General features: G+C 39.4%; 18 protein-coding genes. 4 read left to right on the forward strand and 14 right to left on the reverse strand.

The genetic code is table 11. From position 1 onward, the window contains the following. The first annotated feature begins 56 nt into the window (after window positions 1-56). Complete coding sequence (locus OCV70_RS02295; protein WP_015540886.1) at window positions 57-290, forward strand: helix-turn-helix domain-containing protein; 234 nt, start codon at window positions 57-59, stop codon at window positions 288-290. 53 nt (window positions 291-343) lie between these two features. Here OCV70_RS02295 and OCV70_RS02300 read toward each other — a convergent pair whose 3' ends face one another. From OCV70_RS02300 to OCV70_RS02335, 8 genes are all read right to left on the reverse strand, one after another. After that, window positions 344-796, reverse strand: a complete 453-nt coding sequence (locus OCV70_RS02300) for a hypothetical protein (RefSeq protein ID WP_262579123.1) — start codon at window positions 794-796, stop codon at window positions 344-346. Continuing rightward, window positions 793-1,737 carry a ParM/StbA family protein gene (locus OCV70_RS02305; protein WP_262579125.1) on the reverse strand — a complete coding sequence of 315 codons (945 nt, stop codon included), beginning with the start codon at window positions 1,735-1,737 and terminating at the stop codon, window positions 793-795. The genes OCV70_RS02300 and OCV70_RS02305 overlap by 4 nt, the downstream gene beginning before the upstream one ends. A gap of 196 nt (window positions 1,738-1,933) precedes the next feature. After that, entirely contained in the window at window positions 1,934-3,772 is a 1,839-nt protein-coding gene (locus tag OCV70_RS02310) for a DNA primase family protein (RefSeq protein ID WP_227189162.1), read from the reverse strand. A 111-nt stretch (window positions 3,773-3,883) separates the two neighbouring features. Further along, window positions 3,884-4,231, reverse strand: a complete 348-nt coding sequence (locus OCV70_RS02315; RefSeq protein WP_015541855.1) for a TnpV protein — start codon at window positions 4,229-4,231, stop codon at window positions 3,884-3,886. A gap of 195 nt (window positions 4,232-4,426) precedes the next feature. After that, a complete protein-coding gene (locus tag OCV70_RS02320; protein ID WP_317259437.1) occupies window positions 4,427-5,311 on the reverse strand; it encodes a S8 family serine peptidase in 885 nt (294 codons plus the stop codon). Window positions 5,312-5,406: 95 nt separating this feature from the next. Further along, on the reverse strand, window positions 5,407-6,999 hold the full coding sequence (locus tag OCV70_RS02325) for a recombinase family protein (RefSeq protein WP_005428244.1): 1,593 nt from the start codon (window positions 6,997-6,999) through the stop codon (window positions 5,407-5,409). Further along, window positions 6,996-8,585 (reverse strand): recombinase family protein, encoded by a 1,590-nt coding sequence (locus OCV70_RS02330; protein ID WP_009245397.1) that lies wholly within the window; start codon window positions 8,583-8,585, stop codon window positions 6,996-6,998. Before OCV70_RS02330 ends, OCV70_RS02325 begins: the two co-directional genes overlap by 4 nt. A gap of 76 nt (window positions 8,586-8,661) precedes the next feature. Beyond that, window positions 8,662-8,829: a hypothetical protein gene (locus OCV70_RS02335; RefSeq protein WP_009245398.1), complete on the reverse strand. Its 168-nt coding sequence runs from the start codon at window positions 8,827-8,829 to the stop codon at window positions 8,662-8,664. 343 nt (window positions 8,830-9,172) lie between these two features. Between OCV70_RS02335 and OCV70_RS02340 the strand changes: the two genes are divergently transcribed. Further along, entirely contained in the window at window positions 9,173-11,416 is a 2,244-nt protein-coding gene (locus tag OCV70_RS02340) for a tetratricopeptide repeat protein (RefSeq protein ID WP_005428247.1), read from the forward strand. 336 nt (window positions 11,417-11,752) lie between these two features. Here the strand turns inward: OCV70_RS02340 and OCV70_RS02345 are convergent, their stop codons facing one another. The 6 genes from OCV70_RS02345 to OCV70_RS02370 all read right to left on the reverse strand — a co-directional run bounded on the left by OCV70_RS02345 (window position 11,753) and on the right by OCV70_RS02370 (window position 17,488). Continuing rightward, window positions 11,753-12,190 (reverse strand): ATP-binding cassette domain-containing protein, encoded by a 438-nt coding sequence (locus OCV70_RS02345; RefSeq protein ID WP_243870895.1) that lies wholly within the window; start codon window positions 12,188-12,190, stop codon window positions 11,753-11,755. Window positions 12,191-12,448: 258 nt separating this feature from the next. Then, window positions 12,449-13,969 carry a DUF6034 family protein gene (locus tag OCV70_RS02350; protein ID WP_005428257.1) on the reverse strand — a complete coding sequence of 507 codons (1,521 nt, stop codon included), beginning with the start codon at window positions 13,967-13,969 and terminating at the stop codon, window positions 12,449-12,451. Between the two features lie 380 nt (window positions 13,970-14,349). Beyond that, on the reverse strand, window positions 14,350-15,351 hold the full coding sequence (locus OCV70_RS02355; protein WP_262579129.1) for a radical SAM protein: 1,002 nt from the start codon (window positions 15,349-15,351) through the stop codon (window positions 14,350-14,352). 18 nt (window positions 15,352-15,369) lie between these two features. After that, complete coding sequence (locus OCV70_RS02360) at window positions 15,370-16,011, reverse strand: ABC transporter ATP-binding protein (RefSeq protein WP_009245407.1); 642 nt, start codon at window positions 16,009-16,011, stop codon at window positions 15,370-15,372. A 12-nt stretch (window positions 16,012-16,023) separates the two neighbouring features. Beyond that, the gene (locus OCV70_RS02365) at window positions 16,024-16,917 is read right to left on the reverse strand and encodes a hypothetical protein (RefSeq protein WP_005428264.1); all 894 of its coding nucleotides are present in this window, start codon (window positions 16,915-16,917) and stop codon (window positions 16,024-16,026) included. Continuing rightward, window positions 16,910-17,488 (reverse strand): ABC transporter permease, encoded by a 579-nt coding sequence (locus OCV70_RS02370; RefSeq protein ID WP_262579131.1) that lies wholly within the window; start codon window positions 17,486-17,488, stop codon window positions 16,910-16,912. Before OCV70_RS02370 ends, OCV70_RS02365 begins: the two co-directional genes overlap by 8 nt. A 714-nt stretch (window positions 17,489-18,202) precedes the next feature. On the opposite strand from OCV70_RS02370, the gene OCV70_RS02375 reads away from it, so the two are divergent. After that, window positions 18,203-19,120, forward strand: a complete 918-nt coding sequence (locus OCV70_RS02375; RefSeq protein ID WP_009245410.1) for a ParM/StbA family protein — start codon at window positions 18,203-18,205, stop codon at window positions 19,118-19,120. A 3-nt stretch (window positions 19,121-19,123) separates the two neighbouring features. Continuing rightward, window positions 19,124-19,507: a hypothetical protein gene (locus tag OCV70_RS02380; protein WP_005428271.1), complete on the forward strand. Its 384-nt coding sequence runs from the start codon at window positions 19,124-19,126 to the stop codon at window positions 19,505-19,507. The last annotated feature ends 17 nt before the right edge of the window (window positions 19,508-19,524 follow it).

The following is a 19,524-nucleotide window of genomic DNA, read 5'->3' on the forward strand; positions in this document are numbered from 1 at the left end:
CTATATTTCAATAGTGAATATCTCGCTAAGTTATTATTATGCTAGAGGTGAAACGCATGTATCAGAGAATACGGGATCTGCGTGAAGATCGTGACCTTACGCAGAAGAATATGGGTGAAATTCTGAATTGCAGTCAGCGTATTTACAGTAATTATGAATGTGGTGATGTCGATATCCCTACTCACATTCTGATTAAACTGGCTGAATTTCATAACACCAGCGTTGACTATCTGCTAAACCTGACAGATGATAAACGTCCTTACCCAAGAAAAAAGAATAGCTCCACTTAAGGCAGTCCGATTTATTTTATGCAAACCGGACTGCTTTTCCTTTTTACAGACAGCTAAAAACTATCCGCAAAATCCAGTGCTGCATCCATATCAGCTTCTTTCTCCCAGTCCAGATTATCTTCTGCGATCTCTCCATCCTTTTTTTCCATTGTTAGTATTCTGTCCGACAGCTTACTTTCTCCTACCGATTCTTTTACAAACGGTACAAGCATTTCCATCAGATTCTTCGCTATAGCCATCGGGGCAGATTCTTTCACTCCATCCCGGACAGCTGTTTCCACTCTTTCCAGAAAAGCATCTTCCTTTTCTCTGGTTTCCAGATACGGATCTGCTTCATTCCTGTACTCTCTGGAAAAATAATCGTTTAAAGCAACTACAACTGCTCTGGTGTACGATTTATATTTTTCCCTGTCCATCGTCTGCAAATATTCCCATGCCTGCCTGTCCTGTTCATCACAAAGATTCAAACGGATATTTGTATTGATGATTTTCCGTTCTTTTCTCATACAAGCATCCCTCCGTTTCTCTGGATTTTCCTTACGGTCATTGCTTCATAGCCTTTCGCCGTGGCACAGATGTCCCGTACAATTGTCACCCGGCTCTTGTCATATTCTCCAAAATTCTGGATCATACAACCGCCACCGCCGACCACATACAGACGCATCAGTTCTGGATTATATTCCCGTTCTCTCAGCTTATGGAAAATTTCTTTCGTATAATCTCCGGCAGCTTTACGAATGACTGTCAGATATTTCTCACCAATATCTGCTGTCCCGGTACGGATCACCTGCTCAATCACCAGATCGTCCACCACTGTTCCCAGTTCTTTCAGCAGGGATTCCCTTACAGCAAGCACACACTGATGCGTTCCATATTTCTCTGTAAAGCATTTCTTCTCTAATGGACGGGAATTATTGATATACATTATATTCATAGTTCCATTTCCAATATCTGCCAGCATATTGATTCCTTTGAAATCCTGTAAGCGGTAGAAGGCTGCTGCAAATCCCTGTGGGTAAATATCAGCTCCTGCAAACTCTACATGGTAGTCTTTGTTACGGAATGTAAAATCCACACTTTCATTCTGGAGAAGATATTTCTGAAAGTCTTCTTTCTGTGTAGCTACCCAGGTAAGGGGAAGTCCGGCTGCGATATGTACCGTTGCCCTGTTCATACCTTTCCCATCAAGTTCTCTTGCGATAGCCGCCAGTGTCAGCACATAATAGTCCTCATCCTGCGTTTTCTCTGCACAGAACTCCTTGTGTTCCTCTCCGATCTGGTAATACATGCCATTGTAAACAAGAAGATTATTCTGAAAGATTGGCTCCTTGTCATATCTGACTACACCGGATGGAAAGCATCTGGTGGCAGTTTTCATGTTTCCATAACCATGATCAATCCCGATCACCATAACTGTTTCATTATTGTTGTTTTTCATCATTCTCATAATCATACCTCACACTTTCTTAATTTTTATTTTTTTACTTTTTCCCAAATTCGGGAAAAACCTATATTTGTATCAGCTAAAACGTTGATACCTAAAAAAGGGCAATCAGTGTAAAAAAAGCAAAATTTTATGTACTCTGGCAGCTATCTTTGTTATTTTTCCTGCTCCGGTAACATTTCTTTTTGCTTATTTTGCCCTAAATGCCCTTAATTCCCTGATTCATATTTAATTGTAACTGTTTATAATCTATATCTGTTTCTTCAAAAGGTATTCTTTCTTCTGGATCTACAGGACAAAAATCTTCTTCCTTAACTGCAATATCCTGATAATAGAACTCACCATTGTACTGCTTCAGAAGGAAACCTTTATCTGTCATATTCCTGAAAAAGTTGGATTTACCATGCCCCTGTCTGCCATTCTCTTTGCAGTATTCCTCATACATATGGAACACTTCACTTCGTTTCAGACGTTTCCCTTTGGCACGCACCAATGACTCATCAATAAAAGCACAGATACTATCTGACGTCCGTTGCACTTCTCTTACACATTCTTTGCTGTGTTCGCTCTCCGTGAACTTTCCCTGTTCGTACAGATTTTTCAATGCAATCATCGCCATATGAATTGCATAATCGGATTCTGCCTGTACCTTTTCCTTTAAGTGCAGATCTTTTTCAGCACTTTTTACTACTCGGTTCATATCAAGAATCAGTAGTCTACGATAAAAAGCATCTGATTTATCCTCAAGATTCTGCGGCATTTCATTGGTAGAAAAAAGTAGCTTCGCATAAGAGTGAAAATGGATTGCATCCTGCCCCTTTTTCTCATAGATCAGTGTATCTTCACCGACTGCTTTCTTTAATACATCTGTGTTCTCCATTGCTTTACATGGAATATCCGCACAGGCATTTAGTAGCTTTCCGTACATTCCAGTCGCATAGAATCGTTTGTTCAAATCCTGTAAAGAAATGCTGGACATATTGGTGATTCCAACCACATACTGGATCAGTGATACTGCCACAGACTTTCCGGTTCCACCATTTCCTTTCAGTGTAAGGAATTTCTGAAACTGCGTATCCTGTGTCATGCAGTATCCAAAATACTCCCAGAATGTCTGCTGTTCTTCTTTATTTGGAAGAGACGATGCAAGATACTTTTTGATATTTTCTCCACCTTGTAACACCTGCTCACAATCCTCTGGATAATAGGGAAATGGAATCTGATTGATTGTCAGATAATCCGGATTGTGTTCCAGCATTTCACCCGTAACCGGATCATAATATCCATTTTTGAAGTTGATCCACCTCACAGGTTGTTTATTTAGTTCATATGCCTCTCGGTGAACTTTTGGCTGTGCGATCAGCAGATTATAGATTCTTTTGATCACTCCACTCTGTACCTGGTCACGATAGATCAGCTTCTGGATACGGTATTTCATTCTTACCCCATCATGGTCTTCCAGGAAAACACCATGCTCATAATAATACGGTGTGATTCCCACCACAAAAAACTGAACATTCTCCACCAGGTAATCTACAATCTCCATATCCCGGACACCTTTCACATTTCCTTTTGCATCAAATAAGTGAAAACGGCTCAGTTCCGGTTCTTCTTTCGGATCTCGCTCAAACCGAAGAATATACTTTTCCAGTAATTTCTCAACTTCTTTCTGATTATCCAGTTTGCCAAGGTACTCCTTCTCTTTGAACAACTGCCAGCCCACTTTTCCATCAAGACCAGCGTCTTTGAAAAATGTCTGTAACTTATCATTCATCCACTTCACCGTACAGGCAGTCACATAATGATAGGCACTCTGACAGCTTCCAGTAAACTGAATAGATCTCATTTCCTCTATAAAAGAATCTGCACTGAAATAATATCCATCATCTTCCTGCACCAGACAAAGTGCCTGATAACCTGACATCACAATATTCAATGCGATATCCTGATTGTCCACCAGAAAAATATAGGTCTGTGCTGTCCCTTCCGGATTGGTTTCCATATAATGCTTCAAAAACTTCTTGTTCAAACTTATCACTTCCTTTCAGACAAAGAAAAAGACGCAAGCCATATTTTATGACTCACGCCTTACTTCACTCACAATATTCTATTTTTATCAGTTACCTGCCAGATTGGTTACTGGCAATTCTTATGCATAAATCAATTCTTTCAAGATAATCTCCTCTGCAATCGCTCTGTGCTGATTAGCTGCTCTTACCCATGCCATCTGATCTTTCTCCTTATCTGGCAGTGGTTCTTTTTCTTCCAACTGCTCCAAGATTACTTCTTCCCGTTCTCTTGCTGCCTTGTCCACTTCCAGAAGATGCTCGCCAATCGTATCCTGTAAAAGCATCACCTGATACGTTGAGTTTCGATGGTTCTTCAGATAATCTCTGCGAAGAAATCCATATTTGCCAAGTTGCTCCATCTGCTCACCGGATTTATAGGTGAGATTCGGAATCAGGTATCCATTTACATTTGTATAAGTCAGTTTCATATCCCTATGACCTCTCTTTCGTTTAAACTTTTATCTGTAACAGAACCAACTGTTCATGTTACGTCATTGCTACAAATCTTTCTTTCCATATCATTTTGAATCCAACCCGGGCAGATTTTCTTCAAAATCATGGTAAAAGTGCTTCGTTTCTGTGTTGGGAAAATGAACGGAAACACTTGATTTTACTGACTTTCTTCAATGTAACCTTATTATAACGTCCTCCCCCCACCCAACCATATCATCCGGATATCTTTCAATTCCCGGCAATGGTCTGGCGCCACGACGGAGATAGGCTTTTAGTTTTTCTCCATAGAGGTAGGGATCATTGCCGCGGATAATTCCCCATTCCATCAATAAAGCTGCAGCTCCGGTTACGAATGGGGTGGAAAAGGAAGTACCGGAAAAGCGTGCGTAGCCTCCGCCTGCTCTGGGGGCAAGAATGTCAACACCTGGAGCAGTCAGATCCGGTTTTGGGTAGGGAAGGTTACAGCTGCCACGGCCGGAGAAGTCCGCATAAGCATTTAATCGGGCATCATAGGCACCTACACTAATTACACGGCGGGCAGTGGCCGGAATGGTCAGGGTACCCTGGGCACGGGGCAAATAAAATGCAGTACCAGGATTTAATGTTTTTCCACCTGGCAGCCAAAGAAAATATTCCCCATTTTTAATATTTCCTGCCACAAGAATGATTTTCCAGACACCGCTGTCTATATAGCTGCTTTGTTGTATTCTCAGTGGATCTGTCTCAGCTTTCACAAGAAAATCCACATAGATTTCCTGAGTCACATGATAAGGCGCAGGTTTTCCATAATAGATGAGAAGCTCCGTATTTCCAAGGCTCCAACGCTGGGCACCTAATGCTTCCTTCAATGGTCCAACCCGTTCCCCGGAAGGATTTTCCAAATAAATTTCCATCTCATCTTCGTAATCTTTCCACAGCTGTATGTTCAGATTTGGCTCAAATGGACCTACTCCAAGCTCAATTTCCTGGATTTCCCCGGCAGAAAGTTTTCCACCGCAGTGCAGTGCATCGCTTCCGTTATTCCCCATTCCTACACAAATTGCAAGCTTTCCCATGCTCGATACGCTATCCAGATAAGTTTCCAGCAGGGAATCTCCTCTGTGTGTTCATTATAACTAGGGGAAAATTACTGTAAAAAAATTTGCAGTCTTTACACTGCCTGTTTTTCTACCGGATAAGGCGACTGATACTTAAATACAATATCAATGCTCTTATCTCCATTCACAACAATTTTTTCAATCAATTCTGTCACAATTTCTCTTGTCACTTCGGATAATGTTCCATACTTGATAAATTTCTCTATCCAGTTTTCATAAGATTCTTCTGCCTCTCCAAAGCTGTCTTTCTCTTGTTCTGCCAACTGAATCTTCGCCCTGATATCTTTATCCTGCTTTTCATATTCTGCCTTATAGGAGAGATATTCTTCTTTATCCAGAACACCATCTACATAATTTTCGTAAGTTTTCTTTTTATACTTTTGGACAGCCGCAAGTTCTTTTTGTAACCGTTCAATCTGCTGGTCTGCTTCTGCACATCGTCTCTGCACCTCCTTCTTCCTATCTGCTACTTTTAATATTTCATCCTTATCACTTTCTTTCAGTGCCAGTTCCGCTTGTCTTTGGATTTCATTTTTTACAATAGAATCCAATACTTCTTTTTTAATGAAATGAGAATAACAAACTGTGTTTCCTTTTTTGTGATAGGTACCGCACTCATAACCGTCCCGACAAGTAACCCTCTGGAAATTATATCCGCAATCTCCACAAACAATAATTCCTGCGTATGGATTTACCTTTCTCACTTCGCTATTAAATCCCGGTGTCCGTGTTCTTTTCTTCATAAGTTCCTGTACCTGCTCAAAAGTATCTTTGCTAATAATTGCTTCGTGCATTCCTTCCACAATATACTGCTGTTCCTCTGGAATATATTGATACTTTTCCACTTTATAGGATATCTTTTCTGATTTATGCTGTACCATAGCCCCTGTATAAACTCTGTTTCGCAAAATTACATTGATCGTAGGATATGCCCAGCCCTTTGCACCCGCTTTTTCTAATGCATTGGCATATTTCAATCCCTGCACCTTTCTCTTATACTCTGACGGTGTCAGAATTCCTTCCTGATTCAGTTTCTTTGCAATACCATCCCTGGAATATCCTTCCAAACTCATATAAAAGATTCTCCGTACCACTTTAGCTGCTTCTTCATCTACAAGAAAATGATGCTTATCTGCCGGATCTTTTACATATCCATATGGGGCAAACCCAGACATAAACTGTCCCCGTTTCTTCTGGGCGGTCAATGCACCTCTGATTTTCTTAGATATATCACGACTATACATATCATTAAACAACGTCTTAAACTGTGCCAATTCTTCATTACTGTGATGAACAGAATCCACGCCATCCAAAATTGCAATATAACGCACACCCAAAGATGGAAAAACACGCTCAATATAGTTACTGGTTTCAATATGTTCACGCCCAAGCCGGGAAATATCTTTCGTAATAACGCCTTGAATTTTCCCTTTGTAGATATCCTCCATCATCCGCTGAAATTCCGGTCTATTCGCAAAATAAAGCCCCGAATAACCGTCATCAATATAAATATCTGCGATTTCCAGATCCTCTGATTTAGTCACATACTCACGAATCAGTTTCATCTGATTTTCAATACTCTCACTAACTTTATTCTCTCCATCATCCTTCGACAGACGACAATATACACCCATCTGATACATCATATCACCCCATCTTTCTCAAGTATTCTATCTGGTGAACTCTCTACTGAAGCAAACTTAAAATATATATCTATTTTCTGCTCTGGATATACATAAATTTTATCAACTAACTCCACAAGCGCTTCTCTGGTAAGCTGCTTTACCGTTATTCTTCTGCGATTAAAGTGCTCCAACCATATCTTTGTTTCATTGACCGCCGCCCGCTGCCTTTGCTCTTCATGGTTCAGTTCTGATAATTCTTTTTGATATTTCTGATTCTCTGTTTCATACATCTGTTTTAATTCCAGATATTCCTCTTTGGAAAGTACTTCATCCATAAACTGTTCATATGCTCGTTTCCGGTATTCCAGATTTCTTTCTATTTTTGCCTGCAATTTTGCAATTTTACCATCCAGTTCCGGCTGTTTCTGTCTGATCTGAGTTTCCAGATTCTTCATATCCATCTTCATCTGTTTCAATTGCTGGTTGATTGCAAATACAACCAGTTCATCCAGCTTTTCAAATGTAATATGATTCAGCTCACAGTAATTCTGCCCCTGCTTCTGATGAAAACCACACATATATCCGTCATAGTCTTTATGAGATGCCAGATAACGTTTTCGCATGGCTGTTTTACATTTCCCACAAAAGAGCAGTCCCACATATTTATGTGGTTCATTGTTTTTATCAAAATAGGAAACTCTGCGCCCCTTTCTTATTTGCTGAACCCTATCAAACTCTTCTTTAGAAATGATTGCCTCATGTGCATCCGGCACCAGCTCCATTTCTTCCAGGGGAATTGCCTTTTTGTATTTCAGCTTATAAGACGGTCTTTCATGTTTCCGAATCACAACCGCCCCAGTGTAGACCGGATTCTTTAAAATTCCACTTACAGTAGACGATGTCCACAGACCTTTTCCCGAATCCCATACATAATTGGTTTTTAAAACTTCCTTTTTATATTTTGCGGGACAAGGGATTTCATCTTCATTCAAAGTCCTGCAAATAACCGTACAGCCAAATCCATTTTGATACATTCTGTAAATTCTTCGAACAACCTCGGCTGCATAAGGATCAATTTCCAGATGATTATGAATTGTTTTACTTTTCACATATCCAAAGGGGGGCTGTTTCGGAGTATATTCGCCCATACTTCTTTTGGTCTGAATCGTTGTCTTAATCTTTCTGGATGTATCTCTCAAATACATATCATTCAGCAAAGTTTTTATTTCTAACATTTCATCATAAGTTCCAACGGCTGAATCATAATTATCCAGAATCGAAACAATCCGAATCTGTTTCTCCGGGAAATATTTGCCTAGATAATAGTTGGTATCAATATGTTCTCTTCCAAGTCGAGATACGTCCTTAAAAATCACCATATTGATAACACCAAGCTCAATATCTGCCAGCATCCTCCGAAATTCAGTTCTTTCAAAATTACTTCCAGAAGCCCCATCGTCTACATAAACTTTTTTCTCTGCAATATCTTTATTCTCTGCAATATAATCTCTTGCCATCTGAATCTGAGAGTGAATACTATTGCTGTATTCACCCTCTTTATTTTGCTCTTCAATGGAAATTCGGCAATAAATTCCTGCCTGATACATTCTATCCCTCTTTTCATCGGTCTTGCGTAGTCATTGTCTTTAATTGTCTTTATTTTACAACAAGAACTTAAGAAAATCAACCTGCAATTTTTCGTTCAGTAAGATTCTGAATGCACTGGATCAATGTCTTTTCCCCATTAAAATGCACTCGAATCTGATATCCTGCATGTTCATAGCTTACATTCTCTTTTTGGATTTCTTTTTTTGTATCCAGAACTTCTACAGAATCAAATAACGTATTCATGCTATATGCCTCCTTCAGCATACAGTTCTCTCTACATCCTATGCCGGCAGGATTGTACAAAAGTTCTGTATGAATTGAATTCGGCTTTCGAAAGCCTGATTACATTCTAAAATTATTCTGCACCAATCACATTGAATTGAAATTGACCGCAGATTGAGTTTTTAAGATTCATTTTCTTCCTATACAGTATCAATTCCTATTGTCCGGAACATTTGTTCGTGTTATAATAAAAAGACTTTAAGAATATAAAACACGAAAACCAAAGGAGGGATTTCTGTTGGAACGATGTGATTTTTCTTCTATTAGCACATGCCTAAAAAATCAAATCAGTGAAAGCAATCAGATGAACCAACCTGATTTTTTATACGAATTATTTGAAGATTTTATGAATGATCCGATAAATGAAGATTTTTCTATGGATAATGGTCTAATTTGCCGCTGGATAACCGGACAAGCAAAAATCAGTCCCAAAATAACCTCATATTATGCAAAACCCAGCAATCAGAAAAAACTGGCAACAACCATTCAGCGGAACTTACTTCCCTTAATGGCAGACTGCAACATGGTTATACAGGACATTTACACGTTATTCATACAGGACGATACGATTTCGGATACAAAAAAGCAGGAACTTGTATCTCTATATAAACCTTCTGATTCAAGGCTGTTGTTTTTAGCAAAAGTACTTTCTTTTGGTATGGAACGGCAATTTATTAAACGTGATACAAGAAATCAAAAACTGATTGCAGGAGGTGTTCTATCTCCGATTGTTCTGGATTACATTATGGACAGCGAAGTCCCAAAACCATGCCGTCATTTTCTAGGAAGAGAAGAAGAACTGGATGAACTCCATACTTTGTTTGAAGAGAACCGACATATATTTCTTTATGGAATTGCCGGAATTGGAAAAAGCGAGCTTGCTAAAGCCTATGCAAAGCAATACAGAAAACAGTACACCAATATTCTCTATATGGAATACACCGGTAATCTATATCAAGATATTGTAGACATGGATTTTATTGATGATCCACCAGAAATCAGTGAGCAGGAACGTTTTCAAAGACATAACCGTTTCTTACGCTCTTTGAAATCTGATACACTGCTGATCATAGACAATTTTAATGTCACATCCACACAGGACAGTTGCCTGTCAGTCGTATTAAAATACCGTTGCCGGGTTTTATTTACAACCAGAAGCCAACTGTCTGAATACTGTAGTTTTCAATTAAAAGAACTGAAAGATATACCCACTCTTTTTCAACTGACATCTGTATTTTATTCAGAAGCAGAGGAAAACCGGGCAATCGTAGAAAAAATCATAGAAACTGTACACTACCATACTTTTGCTGTCGAACTGGCAGCCAAACTTCTGGAAAATGGAATTTTAACTCCAGAGCAATTATTGATAAAACTTCAAGAGGAAAAGGCTTCTCTTCATAATGAAGATAAGATTAAAGTAATGAAAGATGGTCAGAGCAAAAAAGCCACCTATTACAACCATATCCATACCCTGTTTTCGTTATACTCCTTATCACGGAAACAGCAGGATATTATGTGCAATATGTGTTTTATGCCTTCATCTGGTATTTCTGCCCGTATATTTTCCAAATGGCTGGAGCTGCCTACTTTAAATGACGTGAATGATCTGATCGAGACAGGTTTTGTACAGTCAAGTCTCCGGCATACTATTTCTCTGCATCCAATGATTCAGGAAATTGCAGTTTCCGAGACCGCACCTTCTGTTACAAGCTGCCACACGTTATTGGATTCTCTGCAAAAAATATGTTTGATGCATGGCATTGAAGTTAGCTATTATAAAAAATTATTTCAAACAGTAGAAAACATCATGCTTTTCATTGAAAAGGACGATATTCCCCAATACCTGTTATTTTTAGAAGATGTTTTTCCATATATGGAGAAGTACCACTATCAAAAGGGTATGAAAAAAATCATCCAGGAACTACAGCATTTTATAAAAGCAAATACTTACGGGACTGCATCTGACCGTGCCTTACTATTGGATTATCAGGCAACTCTGGAACCCAAAACAGAAAAAGCGATAAAATTAGAAAAAGAAGCACTTGCTCAAATAAAAGAAACCACAAAAGAAAATGCCCACCTGGTTTCCAACCTCCATTCCAATCTTGGAGGGCTTTACCGAATCAACGGACAACTTGATCTCGCTAAAAGGCACATGAAAATGGGTATCTCTCTTTTACAACAATACCAGCTTCTTTATACTAATGACAGTATTCCTCAGATTAATAATTATGCTGTCCTCTTAATTGAAATACAAGAACCTGACCTTGCCCTGTCTGCTCTTCAGAAATTAGCACAGATTATCAAAGAATATAATTCAAACCACTGTTTGGATTATGCCCAGGTACAGGAATCCCTTGGAAGTATCTGCCTGATCACTGCAAATATTTCGCAAGCGAAAACCCATTTTAAAAAAGCCTTGAAAATTTATGAGGATATATGGGCAGACGAACCCGAATTGATTGAAGAAAAATATCAAGCAATTCAAGAATTGTATCCACAAGCTGGAATTGCTCTGGCAAAAAGTATTCTTCTCACCAAGCACTAACGGTTCCTACAAACACTTGTAAAATATATTGCCTCAATAATGTAAACGCCTAGTTTTGAGATACACTCCAAGACTAGGCGCTTGTCCATTTCCATTTTTTCTTAGACATGGAGCGTTTACATAAGGATCACTTTTCTTTTTTTGACACTTTTCGCTCCTCCTATCTCAAATTTTTTATAGTCTAGGTATATTGCCTTCATCAATGCCTGAGAACTTGTAAATATGCTCCTCTGCTTGTTCAATCTGCGATACATTACAATCATCTCGTCATCAACCTACTGTTTGATACAATATGTCAAATGCATAGTGGCTCAGTTCTATTAGAAATTTATATCTCTAACTCCGCACCAATTCTAAAATTCCTTTTGAAAGGCGATATACTTTATCAACACTTTCCAGTTCTTTATACTTATGCGTAATAAAAACGATAGTCTTATTTTTTAATTCACTATGTAATAACTCACGTAAAGCTTCATTTGATTCAACATCAAATCCTTCTGTAGCCTCATCCATAAGTAAAATGTCTGCATTTTTCAGCAGAGCCCTAGCTACAGCTATCTTTTGTCTTTCTCCTCCAGAAAGTTTTGCACCATCTTGTCCAATTTTTTGTCCAAATCCATGATCCAATTTTTCAATAAAACCTAAAGCACCACTTTTTCTACATGCTTCAACAACTGCATCTCTTGACGCCTTTCCATCGATATTAACATTCTCCTCTATAGTCCCTTGGAATAGATATGGTCTTTGGCTTATAACCGCAATTCTATTTCTCATACAGCGCCATGGAATGATTTATCGTCTTTATACTCACTTGGATCGCATTTAGAAGCCAAAAAAGATTTATGAACAATCCTTTGATTCCTGTTATTTCTCATATGATAAGGTATACCGTTATCAATCAATGCGAGCTTAATCATTTGCACTATTCCTATTCTTACCTGTTATATATCCAAGCCAAATATCGCATATTTATTATTCTCATGATAAACCTTGTAATTCTATGGTCAATAAAAATTCAAGTGTCGCTGAACCCTAATATGCTTCTCCAATCACACTGCCATCATAAGCATTGATCACATAAGAAAGCTCCTGTAGAGAATTTCCACCAATACTTTCCCTGACAGTAAAAATCCATGCTGGAACCAACCATGCGTGTTTCGGCTCCTGATAGGCTGTGGTATAAGTATACTGCAATTTTGCGTTTACCACATCATACTCCAGTGCGGTAGTGTCGTTGGCAGACTGGCCTTTTCCGGAATACCAATAAAAAATCTGATCTGTCAGCTTTGCCTGTATTTTTTCAAAAGGCAGAAGCTTTGTATTTTCCGTCACCGTACAGACTTCTTCCGATATCCCATCCCATTTAAAATATTTAATTCCTTCCTCTGTTATCAGAATAGAGATTGTTTCTACCTGGAACGGAGGCACATAACTATCCACTGTTTCTTCCGCAACCACGCCATCAGGAACTGAAGTAATACCCTCTACACTTTTCGAAAAACAATACAGATATCCCGGTAATCCTCTATCCAGATCTCCCTGCCACAAAGCATCACTACCAAGTCCCAGACCATTGCGCTCTGAACATGCGCCATTCGGGAACCACACGGTACGATCAGAATCTACAAGGCCCATTCCATCGATACCTAAATCCTCTAAAACTTGTTCTGCCTGTTCCTTTCCATCTTCCTCTGTAAAGGTGATCTTGTCCATGCACTTTCGATACGCATCTGCCAGTTCATGAAATTTCTCTGTATAGCCGTTGGTATCCATGCCAAAGCTACTGTAATACTCACTCTGCATTTCCTCAGTTTCTATTGTTTCTTCTTCTATAAAATTAGAACCCTCCATCCAGAGAAAACTACTGTCATTGTCAATTTCCTGATTATACCGCTCTGCTTCTATATATGCCTTCCTGTCCTCGCCCACATCTGCAGTAAAATAATCCTCTGTATCTGTGTTTTCCAATTCAGTACTCATCCAACTCCGTGCCGCTTCCACACCGTGATCCTCTGTTTTTTTTTGAAATTTTATCTCCATCTTTTCCGGTGCAGACGCTTCATCCGGTGCAAGCTCCATCCCCTCTCGGGTTGCGTTTTGAATCCCTGCAATCGATGTAGAATATGCTGATTGCAAGTAACTTCCTTCCTTGCTGGAAATCCTGTCTAACACTTCCTGATACGCATCCTTTGTCACCATCTGTGGCATATATAGTTCCTCACCGTCCGTAAAATAATCAATCAATCCATTCAGTTCTTCCTGCGTTAACTCGTGATTTTGCATCTCTATGACTGGAAGATTGCCAATGCTTTGTTCGCCCAACTTAATATCTGCCTGGATAACCACACGGTCGTTGCTTTTCTTTTCTTCAAATTTCCAATGCGTTGGAACATTTGTCTCTCTCTTTTCTCCTTTTTTAAGAGGTTCACAGACAGCCGCCTCGCTAATCCCATCCACTTTGCTGACTACCGAACTCTCCTCTGGTGTTTCCTGACAGCTGGAAAGAATAATACACAACGCACCTACCATAATTGCTAGAACACTTTTTTTCATTTTTCCTCCATATATCTTATAGAATTGTCGCTTTTTCACGAAACTTCAATTATAAACTCTTTAACTTATAAATACCTTCCTGACACTATTAACGTTTTCGTATATTTTTTAGAAACAGACTACCTTATTTATTTTAATGTATAAGGCAGTCTGTTCTATGTACTAGTAACTATAACTTGTTAGTACATTACGCTATTGTCATTACTAATAACCACTCTTGAAGCATCCGCATTATGCTGAGATAACCAAGTCGCAGCACAATATGAACATGGGCAACCACATCCACAAACGCACCCAAAAGACTCAATCGTGTTCCTGTTTTTCTTCATATTTTTGTTGAGTTTCTTCATACGGTTCTCCTCCTTTCTGTTAAAATAATATCAATATTTCCGCTTCATATCTTGCAGTTCTCTTCGCAACAATCGACTTTGTGCATCCCATTTTCGCTTCTCTAATACAGATAAAATCATCTTTATATATGCTAGTCGATGTACTCTGAAATTTTTTTGTGTTATGCGCGACAATGTCTCATCTTTTAAACCAACTGGATTTACATAATTGAAATTCACTGTCCCTGCTTCAAACAGCTCTTCTTCCGAATAAAATCGATATATATTTTCAAGATCTGATGAAGAACTAATAACACAATTAAACAAAACTTTTGAATAGTACTCTTCATTGTAAGCTTTCAGTCTACTCAAATTTTCTAAAATAATGTCAAATGAACCTTTTCCTGTTTTAAATCTTCGATTTATATCGTGACTTTTCTTATCACCATCAAGGCTAATCATAAGATTAAACTCATATTTTACCAAAAATTCTATGACATCTTCTGTCATTAAAGTCCCATTAGTCGTCATAGTAAAAAGAATTTTTTTATCCCCTTTACGTTGTAAAATATAGGAAACACATTTCTTAATCAATTCAAATTCCAGAAGAGGCTCACCCCCATAAAATGATAATGCAAGTTGATCCGCTTTTTCGCTTCTTTTCAAATAAAAGTCTATTGCTTTTTTGGCTGTCTCGAAATCCATCCTATTTGACGTATGGGAACGATTATAGTAGTTTCCAGAATATGCACAATATTTGCATCTCAAATTACACTGCTGAGTTACCTGCAAAATCAGATTGCCCATATAATGTTCTGCCAACAAATGTAAGTTTTCTGTCTCAGGATGCTCAATTTCTTCTATCGCAGTCTCACGCAATAATCCGCTTTTCACAAACCGTCTTAACACTCCATCAGGAACCAATTTTGTCTTTTCCACAGTTTTTAATATCTGATATTCTTCATCATTCACCATAACTACAGAATCCAAAGAACGATCATAAAAATATTTCTGCATTGGTGTTTGAATGCATTTAATTAATACCTTTCCCATATTCTTTCCCCCGTATTTTTATTTTATCTGCGTCAGGACACCTGCATCCATCTCACAGATCGTATCGCAGAGCCATTCGATCTCCAGCATGTTATGTGCTGCGATAAGAATAGTCTTCCCTCGTTCCTTTAATCCCCGCAAAAGCTCGCAGACCTCTCCTGCCCCCTGCTTGTCCAGACCATTAAAAGGCTCGTCCAATATCAAAAGCTCCGGATCTTCCATGATTGCCTGTGCGATACCAAGACGTTCACGCATTCCAAGAGAATACTGTCCTACCTTCTTTTTAGACAGAGGATCAAGCCCTAGGGCACGCATCGTCGCCCTCACATCGTCATCGGAAATACGGTGTTTCAGAGACGCCAGTCTCTTTAAATTCGCAAAACCGCTGAGATCCAGAAAGAAGCCAGGGTTTTCAATGATAATGCCTACGGAATCTGGAAAGTCCAGCTCCTTCCCGATCTGTTTTCCCCCTACGAGCACTGTGCCGCTCTCAGGTTGTAAAAATCCACAGATGCATTTAAACATTACGGTTTTCCCTGAACCGTTAAACCCCATAATCCCATGAATCTTCCCTTTTTCAAAATCATGGGTAATGTTCTTTAATACTTTTTCTTTTTGAAAGGATTTTGTCAGTCCCTTCAACCTGATTGCATATTCCATTTTGCCCTCCATTTATTCGTTTGTCTGCGTAAAAGAGAAATTATAGCCCTTAATTCGGACGGCTGACAAGCCGATCAGCGCTATGATTAATATTGCAAATATGAACATGCTCATCCCGATCCCTGGCAGGTAATCATAACCAAAGCTGTGCATGGGAAAGGTAGCTTGGTTCAACGGAGACAGCCAGCCGCAGAACACGTTCGCCCTATATTCCTGACTTTCTGTAAAATGAAACAGTTTCCGGAAAACATCTGGGTTCAGCAGGAGCCCATACAGACTGACTGCAAAAGCACCGATCACCCCTGCCATATTTCCCGCAGCCAGATTTAAAAACAACATGAGAACTGCGATAAAAAGAGTATATAAAAGTACAAGTCCAAACACTATTGCTGCGCACATATAAGGAGTTGAGCTTTCCATTGTTTTTATGGAAACAGGAACGGTTATGCTCTCCCCACCGCCATAGCCCAACATTGCCGCTGTTTCGCTCCACACATTTCCCGTAAAGGAAAAGGGAGCTCCCATAATTCCAAGCATCACAGCCAAAAAAATATTATAGATCACAGTCGCCAGGATCACATAGATAATCTGACCCGCAAGCCATATCTTCCGTTTTGTGCGTACAAGCCAATACGGAGTTGCCTGACTGATAAATGGCATGTCCGCAAAGAGCAGGATTAAAAGCAGGGAGGACAGCATAACAGAGGATGCATCCCCATATGTCCAAATAAACGGCTCGAATACCTGAAGGATTGTCTCATATTTTATCGCATGGGAAATAATCTGATCCGACAGCATCAGACATAATATAGCTGCCAAAATAAAGGTCATCCAGATCCTCGGACTTTTTTTCCATCCATAGAAATTCTGGCCTGCAATCCAAAAAGCCTGTTTAATATCACGCATACCGCAACCTTCTTTCTATTGCGCACATAAAGATCAGTGCCGTTAAAAAAATTCCAACCGCTAATATAGCAATGCAGAAGATATCATTGTAGTAAATAGACGCCGCCCAATAGCGGGGACTCAGAAAGAATGCTTTTTGATAGTAACGCTCCTGAAATACGGTCAGGACATAATAAAGAATAAAAGGAACGGCATAGGACATATAGCGATTTTTTGTTATGACAGCCGACGTACCGCCAATTAGCGCCCAAAAAGCGCCATTTAAAAACAATCTCAGAAAGCTTACCGCCGTTCTGCCCACAAGCACTGCCATCTCATAATTTCCGTCAATCAGAGAAGGATACTGACCGAACCTCAGTATACAGATTACAAGAAGGAACACCATGGCTAAAAAAGCTGTCAAACCTCCGGAGACCAACAATCCTGCTGCTTTTCCTACGAGATACTGTTTTCTCCCTGAACGGATATAACTGAACAGAAAAAAACGACTGTGCAGCTCAGCCTCCGTATTCTCTCCACCCGCAAAAGCAACGGCAATGGGAACAAACAGAAGCATATTAACGCTGTTCATACAATAGGTGTATGCTACGAACCAGCCTGGTCCTTCTGCAGATCCGCCTGCATTTATGATCTTCTGCAACATCTCATGCTCAGACATCAGGGTAGCCGAAACGATTAGAAAAATCCCCAAAATAAAGCGAATGCTTCGAATATTGTTTTTTATGTCCGTTGCCAACACATTTCTCATACGCTTTTCTCCTCACTTCAAACAGCTATAGACTTGATTTTTTTATTTTTATAAAATCCTAGTTTTTTGCAATAATATCACTATTTGTATAAAACTACACTCCTTATCAAACAACAGTTAAGGACTTGCAAAAACTGTTGTTCCTACTGAAAGCATTGCAACAGCTGTAAAAATTGATAATATTTTAAATTTTCTATTATTCTAAGTTCTACAAATACATAAGCCGCCAGTTAAGTACGATTAGTTTTATTATAATTCAATAAATTCCATCCAACTTTCCACATTTTATTGTACAATTTTACCATTCATATAATAACATGTCAACATTTAATGAACGTTTATAACAAAAAAATGCAGGGCTATAAAAAACTAAAGAAATTGCTCTATTTTACAAAATTATATCCTATTTTTCAATTCCAACTCAATTTTCCCTCAATGTCTTTTTCCTCCAACTTTCGTATGCTTATCTCACAGCAAAGCAGTACCACACCGGTACAGCCTGCTGAATTAATCAATACGAAAATGGAGGTGTTTTTTATGCGAGAACTCAGAAACACAAAAATCATTGCTGTAGATCACGGCTACGGCAACATGAAAACAGCAAATACCGTCACACCAACCGGAATCAAAGCCTATGAAACAGAACCCATCTTCACCGGGAATATTCTGGAATATAACGGCATTTACTACCGGATTGGCGAAGGACACAAAGAATTTATCCCAGATAAAGCTATGGACGAAGAATATTATCTTCTAACTCTCATGGCGATTGCAAGGGAACTGAATGTCTTTTCCATCCGTGAAGCAGACGTTCATCTGGCTGCCGGGCTTCCTCTGACATGGATCAGAAACCAGAGAGAAGATTTCCGTTCCTATCTGCTCCAGAATCCAGAAGTCCATTACCGATTTAACAGCAAAGAGTATCATCTCCGTTTTGTGGGATGCAGCCTTTACCCGCAGGGATATCCGGCTATCGTAAACCGACTTGGAGATTTCAAGGGGACAAATCTTCTTGCAGATATCGGCAACGGAACCATGAACATTCTGTATATCAATAATAAGAAAGCACAGGAAAGCCGGTGCTGGACAGAAAAGTTTGGCGTAAACCAATGCATGATTGCCGCTAAAAACGCTGTTCTGGACAACTTCGGAGTAAAGATTGAAGAATCTACCGTAGAGCAGATTCTGCGGTTTGGAACCGCTGACATTTCAGCGTCTTATCTGGATTGTATTACTGCTGTTGCCAGACAGTATGTCACAGATATTTTTGCCACGCTCCGCAAATATGAATACAATCCTGGCCTGATGCGCCTGTATGTGGTCGGAGGCGGTGGATGCCTGATCCGTAACTTTGGAGCGTATGACAAATCACGAGTTACCATCCTTGATGATATCTGTGCCACTGCCAAAGGTTATGAATCTCTGGCTTATATGAGCCTGAAAAGGAGGGGATAAGCCATGCAGAACCATATCCGCAACACAAACCTGCGATTTAATCTGGACAAAGACCAGCAGCGGAGAGCCTGGGAATATTTACAGACGATGGACAGACAGAATTTTAAATCTTACAGCCAGGTAATCTCCCTTGCACTGGTCGATTATTTTGACCGCTACTACCGCACTCAGGCTGATCCCTATCTGGAAACAAGGGAACGGGAAGAACTTTTTGTGAAACAGATTGTAGAAGCAGTAGAACACAGCCTGAAACAGTCATTGCCGATTTTTCTGTCCGGGCTGACTGCAGGCATGTTGGAAAGGGAATCCCCCATCAGGATGCCCTTTCCAGCTCCTGAAAAAGAACAGCCGGATCGTGATATAGACTGGGATTTTCTTGGAGAATAAACCATTGTGATTGGAGG

It is taken from the genome of Blautia acetigignens (genome assembly GCF_025566865.1).
Lineage (GTDB): Bacteria > Bacillota > Clostridia > Lachnospirales > Lachnospiraceae > Blautia_A > Blautia_A acetigignens.

What these genes read in the sequence shown, in the direction of transcription:
- OCV70_RS02345 (WP_243870895.1), bottom strand. Translation starts at nt 12,190, where the DNA reads ATGAGAAATAGAATTGCGGTTATAAGCCAAAGACCATATCTATTCCAA.
- OCV70_RS02305 (WP_262579125.1), bottom strand. Translation starts at nt 1,737, where the DNA reads ATGAGAATGATGAAAAACAACAATAATGAAACAGTTATGGTGATCGGG.
- OCV70_RS02355 (WP_262579129.1), bottom strand. Translation starts at nt 15,351, where the DNA reads ATGGGAAAGGTATTAATTAAATGCATTCAAACACCAATGCAGAAATAT.
- OCV70_RS02340 (WP_005428247.1), top strand. Translation starts at nt 9,173, where the DNA reads ATGAACCAACCTGATTTTTTATACGAATTATTTGAAGATTTTATGAAT.
- OCV70_RS02300 (WP_262579123.1), bottom strand. Translation starts at nt 796, where the DNA reads ATGAGAAAAGAACGGAAAATCATCAATACAAATATCCGTTTGAATCTT.
- OCV70_RS02315 (WP_015541855.1), bottom strand. Translation starts at nt 4,231, where the DNA reads ATGAAACTGACTTATACAAATGTAAATGGATACCTGATTCCGAATCTC.
- OCV70_RS02375 (WP_009245410.1), top strand. Translation starts at nt 18,203, where the DNA reads ATGCGAGAACTCAGAAACACAAAAATCATTGCTGTAGATCACGGCTAC.
- OCV70_RS02370 (WP_262579131.1), bottom strand. Translation starts at nt 17,488, where the DNA reads ATGAACAGCGTTAATATGCTTCTGTTTGTTCCCATTGCCGTTGCTTTT.
- OCV70_RS02350 (WP_005428257.1), bottom strand. Translation starts at nt 13,969, where the DNA reads ATGAAAAAAAGTGTTCTAGCAATTATGGTAGGTGCGTTGTGTATTATT.
- OCV70_RS02325 (WP_005428244.1), bottom strand. Translation starts at nt 6,999, where the DNA reads ATGATGTATCAGATGGGTGTATATTGTCGTCTGTCGAAGGATGATGGA.
- OCV70_RS02365 (WP_005428264.1), bottom strand. Translation starts at nt 16,917, where the DNA reads ATGCGTGATATTAAACAGGCTTTTTGGATTGCAGGCCAGAATTTCTAT.
- OCV70_RS02330 (WP_009245397.1), bottom strand. Translation starts at nt 8,585, where the DNA reads ATGTATCAGGCAGGAATTTATTGCCGAATTTCCATTGAAGAGCAAAAT.
- OCV70_RS02380 (WP_005428271.1), top strand. Translation starts at nt 19,124, where the DNA reads ATGCAGAACCATATCCGCAACACAAACCTGCGATTTAATCTGGACAAA.
- OCV70_RS02360 (WP_009245407.1), bottom strand. Translation starts at nt 16,011, where the DNA reads ATGGAATATGCAATCAGGTTGAAGGGACTGACAAAATCCTTTCAAAAA.
- OCV70_RS02295 (WP_015540886.1), top strand. Translation starts at nt 57, where the DNA reads ATGTATCAGAGAATACGGGATCTGCGTGAAGATCGTGACCTTACGCAG.
- OCV70_RS02335 (WP_009245398.1), bottom strand. Translation starts at nt 8,829, where the DNA reads ATGAATACGTTATTTGATTCTGTAGAAGTTCTGGATACAAAAAAAGAA.
- OCV70_RS02320 (WP_317259437.1), bottom strand. Translation starts at nt 5,311, where the DNA reads ATGGGAAAGCTTGCAATTTGTGTAGGAATGGGGAATAACGGAAGCGAT.